Raw genomic sequence first — 12,062 nt, forward strand, 5'->3', positions numbered from 1 at the left:
TCGATAAAATAAATATATATACAAGTAGAGGAGAGCTAACATGAAGATCCGCAGCATAAGAACAAAAATACTTCTAACGATTTTACCTGTACTGATTGTAATTAATGTGGTTATATCCCTCATAGTGTTTATGTCGGCTCGCTCGCTGCTCCTTGATGAGACTCAAAAGGAACTCACTGCACAGCTGCAGCAGACCAGGGAGAGTATTGAGAAACGACTGATATCCCATGCTAGGCTTCCTGAAACAGTAGCCAAGGTTATTCCTAGTAATTACAAGGAGCTTACAATGGAGCAATATGATCAGTTGTTAAGCAGCACAGTTTCGCTCAATGCGGATACATTTGGAATCGGTGTGTATTTCAAGCCCTACGCATATGATTCGAACATTCAATATTTCTCCTCTTACGCTTATCATCAAGGGGATAAGGTACAGGTGACGCATGATTACAGTGATCCAGAGTATAATTATCCATCGCAAAATTTTTATAAAATAGCTCAAAATGAGCAAAAGACCACATTCTCTTCCCCTTATTACGATGAGAAAACAAAAACTACGATGATCACAACTTCGGTGCCAGTAACGGATGCCACAGGCCAGTTCATTGCTGTCGTAACTGCCGACATTGATCTGTCCAAGATTCAGGATGTAATCACGAATACTAAACTGGGTAAGACCGGTTGGGCTTTCATGATTTACGGAGATGGAACGTATCTTGCCGGGCCAGAAGCGGATCTCATTATGAAGCAGAAGCTGCAAGAGAATAAAGACCCAGAGCTGGCGACACTGGCTAGCACCATGCTGAAGAATGAGAAGGGAGAGACCGAGTACCAGAGCACTGACGGAGGACGGCATGTATATTATGCAAAACTTACTCAGGCGAATTGGGTGCTTGCTATGGTGCTGCCCGACCAAGAAGTCAACTCCAAGGTCAATGGCCTGATGATTAAAGTTGCTGTTATCAGCGTTGTGGGAATTGCCATTGTTGTGCTGCTCATCGTTCTGTTTACCCATTATTTGGCCAAGATGATTAAGCGGGTTAACCATATGACAGAGCGATTGGCGGAGGGAGATTTTACTTACCAGATTGAAGTTAACTCCATGGATGAGTTCGGGGCCATGACAGCGAGCTTAAATCAAACCAGTCGCAACTTGAATGATATGATTACAGAAGTGACAGGCCATGCGCTTCATGTTGCCGCCACCTCACAGCAGCTTGCTGCCAGTGCAGATCAGACGAGTAAGACGGCTGAAGAAATTGCTCTCACCATTCAGGAAGTTGCGCTTGGGGCGGCAGCTCAGCAGCAGGGCACGGAGGAGAATGCCAGCACCATGGAAGAACTGGCGGCGGGTATTCAGCGAATAGCGGAGTCCTCTTCGGCTCTGCATGAGACGACTCTTGTTACGTCCAGCCGTGCTCAAGAGGGGAATGACACGCTTCAGCAGGCCGTCCATGAGATGAACGAAGTTGACCAGATGTTTGCGACCACAGCTTCGCTTATGCAGAAGCTGATTACAAGATCTGAGGAGATCGGAAATATTATTAATGTTATTGGCAGCATTAGTGCCCAGACGAACCTGTTGTCACTAAATGCTAGCATTGAAGCAGCCCGCGCTGGTGAACACGGCAAGGGATTTGCAGTAGTTGCTGCCGAAATCCGTCAGCTGGCCGAACAGACTAAGCAGTCTGCGCAGCAGGTAAAGGAGATCGTTGAGAAAATCCAGCAGGATACGAGTGCAGCAGCCACTTCTGTACAGAACGGGGCAGGAACTGTAAAACTGGGAACCCAGCAAGTGGAGCGGGCGGGATTAACATTTACAAATATTTACAATGAAATCCAGCAAAATGTTCTTCACATTCAGGAGGTATCAGCAGTTGCCGAGCAGATGTCTGCAAGCGCTGGCCAGATCAACGCCACGGTACAGGAGATGTCCCGCATTGCTGAAGAGGCTTCGGATGGCTCTCAGAATGTGGCGGCAGCCAGTGAACAGCAGCTTGCATCGATGGAGGAGGTGGCTTCATCCTCACAAGCACTAGGGGCGATGATGCTGGAGCTTCAGGAGCTTCTTACAAAATTTAAAATAAATTCATAATGAAAAGACTATTCTTGAAAGATACTGCAGTCATTCTCTAAAAAGCGGTATCTTTCAAGTTTTTTTAGGGCCAAATGTTGACAAATAGCGGAAGAACAGCGTATATTACTCTTTGTTAATCGTAATAATTACTATTAAGCAAAAGAGGAGGTTGGTCGTTTCTTATGGAGAAGTCTAAAATACCTGTAACTGTACTAAGCGGTTACTTGGGGTCAGGCAAGACTACTGTGCTAAATCATGTGCTCCGGAACCGGCAGGGGTTGAAGGTGGCTGTTATTGTGAACGACATGAGTGAAATCAATATTGATGCTGGACTAGTTCGAGGAGAAGCGATGCTATCCCGTACAGAAGAGCGACTTGTTGAGATGTCTAACGGCTGTATCTGCTGCACGCTTAGAGAGGATCTAATTCAGGAGGTTGCCGCTTTGGCGAAAGAGGGACGCTTTGATTATATCCTTATTGAGTCAACGGGAATTAGCGAACCCATCCCCATTGCGCAAACTTTTAGCTATATAGACGAGAGTACGGGGATCCATCTTGGAGAAACTTCCCGTCTGGATTGTCTGGTTACCGTTGTAGATGCATACCGGTTCTGGCACGATTTGGCGTCAGGACAAAGTCTTGTTGATCGGGGAGAGGCTTCCAAGAAGGAGGATACCCGTGATATTGTAGACCTGCTGATTGATCAGATTGAAACCTGTGATGTTCTCTTGCTGAATAAATGCGATTTGGTTGAAGCGGAGGAGCTAAGCAAGCTTGAAGGCATTCTTAGAAAGCTCCAGCCTAATGCAAAACTGATTCGGACCATACAGGGGCAGGTCAATCCTTCAGAGATTTTGAACACCGGCTTGTTTAGCTTTGAGAAGGCTTGTATGTCTCCCGGCTGGATTCAAGAATTGCAGGCAGAACATCATACACCTGAAACGGACGAATACGGCATCGGTTCCTTTGTCTACAGAAGAAGGGCTCCCTTTCATCCGGAACGGCTTAGTCATTTTATGGACAGATGGCCTGAGGAGATTGTTCGCGCTAAAGGCCTGCTATGGCTTGCCGCCGAGGAGGATCTGGCAGCTTCTATCAGTCAGGCAGGACCTTCTATTCAATTCGGTCCGGCCGGCAGGTGGGTTGCCTCACTGCCGAAAGCGATGCAGCAGGAGATCATTGCAAGTGAGCCGGATGTTCTGAAGCGCTGGGATCCTAAGTGGGGTGACCGCTTGAATGAGCTCGTACTGATTGGCATCGGCTATAACCAAAGCCAGATCGAGAATCAGCTCGATGCATGCCTTCTAACCGAGCAAGAGCTTGAGCAGGATTGGTCTCAATTTAGGAATCCGCTGCCTTGGATTGATTCATCTGAAGCTGCTGATTTTCAATAGATTATTGGGTTGACAAAGCTATTCATAGTTCGTTATTATTGGAACATTCGTAAATATTACGATTACGTACGAGATAGGTATGTTTTTCATAGATGGAGGTGACACTAATGCGAGTAGTTGTTACTCTGGCATGTACCGAATGTGGTGATAGAAATTATACGACAACCAAGAATAGAGAAATCATACAGAACGAATGGAACTATCGCAAATATTGTCTCCGGTTAAGAAATTACACGATCCACCGGGAGACCCGTTAATTATTTCTTCTTTTTTAATCGTAAATATTACGGAAATGAGTGAATAGCTTTGATATTATCATCTATGCAGGATGTGGTATTCGGATATGGTGATGAGCCTGTTGTCGAGAATATTACCCTTGACATTCATGTCGGAGAGTTTCTAGGTATCACAGGGCCCAACGGAGCAGCAAAAACAACAATTCTGAAATTGCTTCTTGGTCTGCTGAAGCCATGGAGTGGCACGGTGCGCATTCATGAGGAGGCGCTTGCGGGCCGCAAGCTTGTTGTAGGATATGTACCGCAGCAGGTAGCTTCGTTTAACAGCGGCTTTCCGAGCAAAGTGATCGAGCTTGTGCGTTCCGGATGTTATTCCCGTCTTGGACTGTTCCGGCGGTTTACAGAGGAGCAGGAAGCGGTAGTGGAGCGAAGCCTTAAGCAGGTTGGGATGTGGGAATTCCGGAACCGTAAGATCGGCGAATTATCGGGCGGCCAGAAGCAGCGTATCTGTATAGCTAGGGCGCTAGCACAAGAGCCGAACGTGCTTATATTGGATGAGCCTACCACAGGGATGGATCAGGCCAGCCGCATCGGATTTTATGAATTAATGAAGCATTATGTACAGGTTCACCGTCTTACAGTCATTATGGTTACCCATGGGCTGGAGGAGACAGGAGCGTATTTGGACCGAGTGATCTCGCTAGAGCGAAAGGAAAGTGAAGAATGGAAATGTTTGACTACGAGTTTATGCAGCGCGCGTTTTGGGCCGGAGGGTTCCTTGGAATCATAGCTCCGATTCTGGGCGTGTATTTAATGCTGAGACGACAAGTCCTCATGGCCGATACCCTTTCTCATGTGTCTTTGGCAGGTGTTGCGCTCGGGTCAGTGCTCCATTTCAGCCCAGTTATCAGCGGATTTGCAATTGCAATTATCGGCGGCCTTGTTATAGAACAATTACGGCGTACTTACAGGACTTATAGTGAGGTCCCTGTTGCTATTATAATGACCTCTGGACTTGCGCTTGCCGTGGTCCTGATGAGTCTGAAAGTGAACTCAAATAAGAGCTTTACCTCTTATTTATTCGGCTCAATTGTAGCTGTAAACAACACCCAGCTGTGGATGATCGGAGCAGTTACTCTTATTGGCCTGCTGTACTTCATTTTGCTCCGCAGACCGTTATATAATCTAACCTTCGATGAAGAGACAGCGCAAATCGGAGGCGTCCATGTAAAATGGCTATCATTCTCCTTCGCCGTGCTAACCGGGATGACCGTTGCTTCGGCAATGCCTGTAGTTGGTGTGCTGCTGGTCTCTTCGCTGATGGTATTACCGGCAGCCCTTGCGCTTCGTCTGGCTGGAGGCTTCCTAGCTGCTATTATTATTGCTGTTGCGGTAGGCTTGACAGGTATTTTCAGCGGCTTAACAGCATCCTACTATATCAATACACCACCTGGGGGAACGATTGCCTTGTTCTTATTAATCTTCCTGATTATCGGTATTGCTGCGCAAAAGCTTCTTCTTCGAGGCAAGCGGAAAAACCGCCGTTCAGCAGCCCAGTCTGTGAGAGAAATATCTTAATTGATCATAAGGAGACTTATTTGTATGGTGATAAATAAAAAAAAGTTCAGCTTTGCGGCTTTGCTGCTTAGTCTCAGCCTTGTATTTGTTACGGCTGGCTGCGGTTCGAACAATTCGAACACGCAAAGCTCTGACAAGACGAATACAGGAGGCTCCAACGCGAAATCCGAAGGCAAGCTGAATATTGAGGTCAGCTTCTATCCGATGTATGAATTCACAAAGAATGTAGCTGGTGATCTGGCCGACGTACATACCTTGGTGCCCGGATCGGTAGAACCTCATGATTGGGAGCCCACGCCGCAGGACATTGCCAGTATCGAGAAAGCGGATGTCATCGTATATAATGGTGCAGGAATGGAAGGCTGGATCGATCAGGTATTGGCCGGAAGCGGCAATGACAAGCTCGTAAAGGTAGAAGCGAGCAAGGGGATAGAGGTAATGGACTCTGCGGAAGAAGAGGAGCATGATCACGAACATGCTGCCGATGAAGAAGAACATGATCATGATCACGGCGGATTAGATCCTCACGTATGGTTGTCTCCTGTTCAAGCGATTAAAGAGGTTCGCAATATTGAAGCAGGGCTAGTGCAGGCAGCGCCTGCTCATAAGGATGAATTCAAGAAGAATGCGGATGCCTATGTAGCTAAGCTGGAACAATTGGATCAAGATTTCAAAGATACATTCAACAACGCGAAGCGTAAGGACTTTATTACACAGCACGCTGCGTTCGGGTATTTGGCTAGAGATTATGGCCTAGAGCAGGTTGCCATAGCGGGCTTATCCCCTGAGCAAGAGCCGTCTGCTTCGAAGATGGCGGAGATTGTTAAGTTCGCCAAGGAGCATAATACCAAAACCATATTCTTTGAAACACTTGTATCTTCTAAAGTAGCCGAAACCGTGGCTAACGAGATAGGAGCAAAATCGGCAGTACTGAATCCTATCGAGGGGCTGACTGAGGAAGATAAGGCAAAAAATCTGGACTATATTGCATTAATGAGACAGAACCTGGAGGCGCTTAAGCAGGCGCTGAACGAATAGGTCTATATATGCTAACAAGCCGGGCACGCGTTCTATGCGTCCTGGCTTGTTTTTTGATGTATAAGAAGTCAATTTAATCTAGATTTCAGGCTTCTGAATAAAGGTGGTTCCAAGCCTCGGTCAGTCTCGGTTCATCGAGGTCTGCACCGATCAATACTAAATAAGAGCTTCCGGGATAACTGGAGCTTTCCCAGTTTGTTCTTCCCCCTGCATGCTGCACCAGTTCAGTCCCGTGGTCCTTGATCGTCAAATATCCTTTGGCACGTACTAATCCATCAGCACAGTGCTCCAGGAAGGCTTCGATCTGTTCGCGAGTCACGGAGGTTGAGGAACAAGAAAGGGTCAGCGTTCCAAGCCCGCCAAAAGAGGCTTCCGCTGGCTCCTTCTCAAGCCCAGATAAGGGGCGCCGTTCTACTGTTAGACGTTGTCCGCTCGTTGAAGCGGCAGATAAGGATGAGGAAACCCTTGGAGCTGAATCGGCATTAGAGGGGGGCGGAAGTTTTTCGAATAAAAGGTTCGCATTCAGCTGGCTGTGTTGTGTGTAAATTACTTCAGCTTGCGGGTTGTGCTTGGCAATTAGCGCAGCTAACTTGCTCAAGGTAGACGAAGGAGCCAAATCGGTCTTATTCACGAGCACCATGCTGGCCGATTTCATTTGCTGGCGAAGGGTATGAATCAGCTGTTTGTCCGAAGCAAATCGGCTGTTGTATTCGAGGGTACGCTCTGCATCAAGCACGGTGATCACATGCTTCAGCTGAAGCTTGTGGAGGAACGGGGCGCTGTTTAGCAGCTTGATAATTTCATCGGGATTGGCCACCCCGGTGAGCTCCATCAGAATTAAATCAGGCTGCTCGTTAAGCAGCTCTGAAAGAGAACCGGAAAGCTCTTCAATTTTGCCGCAGCATACGCATCCATCTAGAAGTTTCTGAACGGGAAGGCCGGTCTGTTCCTCAAGCAAGACACCGTCCACATCCTGCTTGCCTAGCTCATTCATAAGGATGCCGGGGCGCAGCCCCAGACTGGAGGCTTCTTGCAGCATGCGGAGAAGCAGTGTTGTTTTTCCACTCCCTAAAAATCCGCTGATGATCACCACGGGTATACGGTACATTACGGGAATCCCCCTAACCATAAAGGTTGTTTCCTCTATATATATGTCTGTCCTAGGGAAGGATATGACGAGAGCGGGAGGAGACTACAGCCATTTATTAGCCCAGGATTCCATCTGATTCAGAGCTTCAGCCAGCTCGTGGCCTTTCCGAGTCAGCGAATATTCAATCCTTACAGGTCGTTCGGAAATCACATTCCTGACAATAATTCCGCTTTGTTCAAGCTCTTTCATGCGCTCGTTCAGCATGCGCTTGCTAAGATCGGGGATATAGTTATGAATTTCACTAAATCGCTTAGGCTTGTCAAGCAAAGTGTGTATGATCGGGCCGCTCCATTTCTTGCCTATGATCTGATAAAACCGGTCTACCTTTACACACATTTGTTTGGGCTTTGGGTCTTCAGACATATATGGAACTCTCCTCTACAGAAAATCAAATTTGGTTATTAAAAGTAACTTTGCTGCGAAGGCGAAGCACTTGAAAAGGGCAAAGGATACGCACATTAACTAAAGAAAACGTTAACTATAGCTCTAATATATTAACAAAATCACTTTAATAAAGAAAGGGAATGAAAAAAGTATGTCAATATTTAGACATTTTTGTTGACGAATTTTGACGAAAGGTGTACGATAGGTAAGTCGCTTTCGGTAACAATAGGTAACCATATGTATTTAAGGAAGTCAACTGTGGAGGGGTTTTACGATGGAGGCTATGACATTTGTCTTATTTGGTGCGACGGGGGATTTGGCAAAACGAAAAATCTATCCCGCCCTTTATAATCTATACTTGAATCATAAAATGCCGGAGGCATTTTCCGTAATTGGGCTTGGCCGCAGAGAAATTCCAAATGCGGATTTCCAGGCAAGTGTGAAGGAATCTCTGAAGCAATTTTCCAGACGCTCCATTGATGAATCTAACATTGATTCATTCTTGAGCGCATTTAATTATACAGCATTGAATGTAAATCAGGTGGATGATTTCCGTCATTTGCTTGAAGTTGTGAAGAAACGTGAAAGCGAATTGGAAATTCCTGAAAATCGCTTGTTCTATCTTTCCGTGTCTCCTGAGTTTTTTGAGACGATTGCCCATAATATTACGGAGAGCGGTTTGGGCGATACTAAAGGCTGGAAACGTCTGATTATCGAGAAGCCGTTCGGCCACGATCTTGCATCTGCACGCGCGCTTCATGCCAGCTTGAGCGCTTCTTTTTCAGAAGAGGAAATTTACCGGATCGACCACTATCTTGGCAAACCGATGGTACAGAACCTGGAAGTGTTCGGATTTGCTAATCCCATGCTGCAAGCGCTGTGGAGCAACCGCTACATAGCTAATGTTCAAATCACTGCTAATGAGCTGGTGGGTGTAGAAGAGAGAGCGGCATATTATGATCATTCTGGTGCTATACGCGACATGTTCCAGAATCATATGATGCAGCTGCTGATGATGACCACGATGCATCTGCCTCACCGCAGTACGCCGGATGAAGTTCGGGCGAAGAAGAAGAACATTGCGCAGTCGTTGCGCCCTATTGCCAAAGAACAGGTGCATACTGAGGTTATTCGGGGACAATATGGACCGGGTACGGTGCAAGGTAAACCTGTAAATGGGTATAAAGAAGAGAAGGATATTGAAACTGACTCTCAGAACGATACTTATATTGCAGCCCGTCTGTGGATTGATACGCCGTTCTGGAATGATGTTCCCTTCTATATTCGCACAGGTAAGAGAACCGGTGAGAAGTCCACACGTATTGTGGTGGAATTTAAGGAACCGCTCAAAATGTCTTCCAAATCGGATGCTACAGCTGTTCCGAATCTTCTTACCATTGAAATTAATCCCGAGGAGAGAATTTCTCTCCAGCTAAATAGAAAAAATAGTGAGAACGTTGGTGAACTGGAGCCAATCCGTCTGGAGTTTGCTTCAAGCTCCAAGGAAACACCTGAGGCATATGAAAATCTCATTCATGATGCCCTCCGCGGGGATTCCACGTTCTTCGCTCACTGGGATGAAGTTGAATTGTCTTGGGCATGGGTACAGCCTATTCTCGAAGCATTCGAAGAGAATCTCGCGCCGCTGCATACTTATGCTGCTGGCAGCGATGGACCAGAAGCAGCTCATGAGCTGCTGGCTCAAGACGGGCACAAATGGTGGTAAGCAGTAACATTTATTACATTATAGGAGGCTGACACATGCAAGTAGGATTAGTTGGTTTGGGAAAAATGGGTCTAAATTTAGGGAAGAATCTGATTGATCATAAGCACGAGGTAGTTGCTTTCGATTTGAATGCAAATGCTGTGGCAGAAATGAAGGAGTACGGAGCCCAAGGAACTTCCGATCTGAAGAACTTGGTAAGCTCCCTGAGCACTCCGCGCATTCTGTGGATTATGGTTCCGCACAATGTGGTTGACTCGGTGCTGAGCGACATTACTCCGCTGTTGGACAAGGGTGATATCGTCATCGAAGCGGGGAATTCTCACTATAAAGAATCCATCCGCCGTGCGAACGAACTGAAAGAACAAGGCGTTCATTACATGGACGTAGGTACATCCGGCGGTATGGAAGGCGCACGTAACGGCGCTTGCTATATGATTGGCGGAAATGCTGAGGCTTGGGCAATCGTTGAGCCGATTTTCCGTGACACAGCTGTAGAGAACGGCTATCTGTATGCAGGGGAATCCGGCAGCGGCCATTACCTGAAAATGGTACACAACGGCGTTGAGTACGGCATGATGGCGGCGATCGGTGAGGGCTTTGAAGTGCTTGAGAAGAGCCCATTCGATTTTGACTATGAGAAGGTTGCACGCGTTTGGAACAATGGTTCAGTTATTCGCTCCTGGCTGATGGAACTCACTGAGAATGCATTCTCCAAAGACAGCAAGCTGGAAGGCATCAAGGGCGTTATGCATTCCTCCGGCGAAGGCAAATGGACGGTGGAAGAAGCGCTTGACCTGCAAGCAGCAACTCCTGTAATCGCAATGTCCCTGTTGATGCGTTATCGTTCTCTGGATAACGATACGTTTACAGGTAAAGTGGTAGCAGCACTCCGCAATGAATTTGGCGGACATGCCGTTGAGAAGAAATAATTGATTTGTTGATTATAGCAACAAGCCCGGGCAGCAGATGCCCGGGCTTGTTTTGTTATAAAGGTTCCATAATAAGCCGTCTATAACGTATAATGTTACTTTGGGTAGTTATTAGCTTCAATCTTTTGCTTCACCAAAGGGAGGATACATAATTTTATGCTTCAGGGGAGTAAGAAGGCCAAGACAATGACGGTGTTTGCCATTACCTGGCCGATTTTTGTGGAAATGCTGTTTCATATTCTGATGGGGAATGTAGACACATTTATGCTGAGCCATGTATCGGATGATGTTGTCTCAGCAGTGGGGATTTCCAGGCAGCTTATCGAGTTTACAATTATTCTGTTTAACCTTTTAGGCCTAGGTGTCGGCGTTATCATTGCACAGCTGCTTGGAGCCGGTAAGCATAAGGAAGCTAGTCAAGTTACAGCCTCTGCCTTAACTTTTAATTTGGTGTTCAGCTTGGCTATCAGCATTTTGTTCATCGTAAGCAGAGATCTGCTGCTATCGTTCTACCATATTCCGTCATCCATTAAGGAGCATGCGGAAATCTATATGATGCTTGTAGGAGGCTCATTATTTCTGGAAGCCTTGATGCTGACAGCAGGACCGGTGATCCGCTCCCATGGATTTACCCGGGATACGATGATGGTGGGAATTGGCATGAACATCATTCATGTTGGCGGAAATGCGCTGCTGATTTATGGCTGGATGGGACTGCCTCAACTAGGAGTGATGGGTGCTGCGATTTCCACGATTATCAGCAGAATCATTGCTTGTGTTTGGATATTTATTTTGCTGTACAAACGTACAGAAGCACCGATTAAGCTTAAGTATTATTTCCAAATGAAATGGCGTGAACTTACTGCGATTTTGAAGATCGGGATCCCTTCCGGCCTGGAATGGCTCTCCTATCAGATGAGTCAGATGGTAGTTACACGGATTGTAAGCTTCATGGGGGCAACAGCTATTGCAACTCATGTCTACGCCAACAGCATTGTATATTTCTTCATGATGTTTGGTATGGCGATAGGAGACGGCACCGAGATCGTGGTGGCCAGGCTCGTTGGGTCAGGACAGAAGGAGAAGGCTTATCACCAGCTCTTAAGAAGCTTGCGCTGGGCATTGGGGATTACAATTGTTGCCATTCTCTCGGTATCCTTCTTCCGGCAAGAGATCATGTCGATCTTCACTGAGGATGCCAGTATCATAAGCATGGGTGCTACCATTCTTATGTTCTGTATCGTGCTGGAACCGGGCCGGGTCTTCAATCATGTAGTTATAAACTCGCTGCGTGCAGCCGGTGATGTGAAGTTTCCTTTAATGATGGCAATAATCTCTATGTGGGGCATCAAGTTCCCTCTAGCTTACTTGCTCGGCATTCATTTTGGATATGGCCTTATTGGGGTATGGATCGCGCATGCCTGTGACGAATGGGTGAGAGGGGTTTTCCACTATTTCCGCTGGAAGGGAAGACGCTGGCAGAACAAATCGCTGCTTTCCCCGGCAGCCCTGGGGCAGGAATCGGTATCAGGGTAAAATAGCATAGCTCTAGC

General features: G+C 46.8%; 11 protein-coding genes. 9 read left to right on the top strand and 2 right to left on the bottom strand.

Features of this window, described 5'->3' with window-relative positions:
- The first annotated feature begins 40 nt into the window (after window positions 1-40).
- The 6 genes from DCC85_RS09780 (at window position 41) to DCC85_RS09805 (ending at window position 6,320) form a co-directional block, all read left to right on the top strand.
- On the top strand, window positions 41-2,092 hold the full coding sequence (locus DCC85_RS09780; RefSeq protein WP_108465422.1) for a methyl-accepting chemotaxis protein: 2,052 nt from the start codon (window positions 41-43) through the stop codon (window positions 2,090-2,092).
- A gap of 164 nt (window positions 2,093-2,256) precedes the next feature.
- Complete coding sequence (locus DCC85_RS09785; protein ID WP_108465423.1) at window positions 2,257-3,468, top strand: GTP-binding protein; 1,212 nt, start codon at window positions 2,257-2,259, stop codon at window positions 3,466-3,468.
- A gap of 92 nt (window positions 3,469-3,560) precedes the next feature.
- Window positions 3,561-3,725 (top strand): 50S ribosomal protein L33, encoded by a 165-nt coding sequence (gene rpmG / locus DCC85_RS09790; protein WP_267896071.1) that lies wholly within the window; start codon window positions 3,561-3,563, stop codon window positions 3,723-3,725.
- Window positions 3,726-3,774: 49 nt separating this feature from the next.
- A complete protein-coding gene (locus tag DCC85_RS09795) occupies window positions 3,775-4,494 on the top strand; it encodes a metal ABC transporter ATP-binding protein (protein WP_108465425.1) in 720 nt (239 codons plus the stop codon).
- Window positions 4,428-5,282 carry a metal ABC transporter permease gene (locus tag DCC85_RS09800; RefSeq protein WP_108465426.1) on the top strand — a complete coding sequence of 285 codons (855 nt, stop codon included), beginning with the start codon at window positions 4,428-4,430 and terminating at the stop codon, window positions 5,280-5,282. The genes DCC85_RS09795 and DCC85_RS09800 overlap by 67 nt, the downstream gene beginning before the upstream one ends.
- 24 nt (window positions 5,283-5,306) lie before the next feature.
- Window positions 5,307-6,320, top strand: a complete 1,014-nt coding sequence (locus tag DCC85_RS09805; protein WP_108465427.1) for a metal ABC transporter substrate-binding protein — start codon at window positions 5,307-5,309, stop codon at window positions 6,318-6,320.
- Window positions 6,321-6,405: 85 nt separating this feature from the next.
- Here DCC85_RS09805 and DCC85_RS09810 read toward each other — a convergent pair whose 3' ends face one another.
- Together DCC85_RS09810 and DCC85_RS09815 are read right to left on the bottom strand one after the other, a co-directional pair.
- Entirely contained in the window at window positions 6,406-7,428 is a 1,023-nt protein-coding gene (locus DCC85_RS09810) for a CobW family GTP-binding protein (protein ID WP_159081836.1), read from the bottom strand.
- 84 nt (window positions 7,429-7,512) lie between these two features.
- Window positions 7,513-7,833, bottom strand: a complete 321-nt coding sequence (locus tag DCC85_RS09815; RefSeq protein WP_108465429.1) for a winged helix-turn-helix transcriptional regulator — start codon at window positions 7,831-7,833, stop codon at window positions 7,513-7,515.
- A 295-nt stretch (window positions 7,834-8,128) separates the two neighbouring features.
- On the opposite strand from DCC85_RS09815, the gene zwf reads away from it, so the two are divergent.
- From zwf to DCC85_RS09830, 3 genes are all read left to right on the top strand, one after another.
- On the top strand, window positions 8,129-9,580 hold the full coding sequence (gene zwf / locus DCC85_RS09820) for a glucose-6-phosphate dehydrogenase (RefSeq protein ID WP_108465430.1): 1,452 nt from the start codon (window positions 8,129-8,131) through the stop codon (window positions 9,578-9,580).
- 35 nt (window positions 9,581-9,615) lie between these two features.
- Window positions 9,616-10,509: a phosphogluconate dehydrogenase (NAD(+)-dependent, decarboxylating) gene (gene gnd / locus DCC85_RS09825; protein ID WP_108465431.1), complete on the top strand. Its 894-nt coding sequence runs from the start codon at window positions 9,616-9,618 to the stop codon at window positions 10,507-10,509.
- A 156-nt stretch (window positions 10,510-10,665) separates the two neighbouring features.
- Complete coding sequence (locus tag DCC85_RS09830; protein WP_108465432.1) at window positions 10,666-12,045, top strand: MATE family efflux transporter; 1,380 nt, start codon at window positions 10,666-10,668, stop codon at window positions 12,043-12,045.
- Window positions 12,046-12,062 lie beyond the last annotated feature (17 nt).

This window comes from Paenibacillus sp. CAA11, from assembly GCF_003060825.1.
Lineage (GTDB): Bacteria > Bacillota > Bacilli > Paenibacillales > Paenibacillaceae > Fontibacillus.

Excerpts from the sequence above, each read along its gene's own strand:
- gnd (WP_108465431.1), top strand. The coding sequence starts at position 9,616 with ATGCAAGTAGGATTAGTTGGTTTGGGAAAAATGGGTCTAAATTTAGGG.
- DCC85_RS09800 (WP_108465426.1), top strand. The coding sequence starts at position 4,428 with ATGGAAATGTTTGACTACGAGTTTATGCAGCGCGCGTTTTGGGCCGGA.
- rpmG (WP_267896071.1), top strand. The coding sequence starts at position 3,561 with ATGGAGGTGACACTAATGCGAGTAGTTGTTACTCTGGCATGTACCGAA.
- DCC85_RS09780 (WP_108465422.1), top strand. The coding sequence starts at position 41 with ATGAAGATCCGCAGCATAAGAACAAAAATACTTCTAACGATTTTACCT.
- DCC85_RS09805 (WP_108465427.1), top strand. The coding sequence starts at position 5,307 with ATGGTGATAAATAAAAAAAAGTTCAGCTTTGCGGCTTTGCTGCTTAGT.
- DCC85_RS09785 (WP_108465423.1), top strand. The coding sequence starts at position 2,257 with ATGGAGAAGTCTAAAATACCTGTAACTGTACTAAGCGGTTACTTGGGG.
- zwf (WP_108465430.1), top strand. The coding sequence starts at position 8,129 with ATGGAGGCTATGACATTTGTCTTATTTGGTGCGACGGGGGATTTGGCA.
- DCC85_RS09815 (WP_108465429.1), bottom strand. The coding sequence starts at position 7,833 with ATGTCTGAAGACCCAAAGCCCAAACAAATGTGTGTAAAGGTAGACCGG.
- DCC85_RS09830 (WP_108465432.1), top strand. The coding sequence starts at position 10,666 with ATGCTTCAGGGGAGTAAGAAGGCCAAGACAATGACGGTGTTTGCCATT.
- DCC85_RS09810 (WP_159081836.1), bottom strand. The coding sequence starts at position 7,428 with ATGTACCGTATACCCGTGGTGATCATCAGCGGATTTTTAGGGAGTGGA.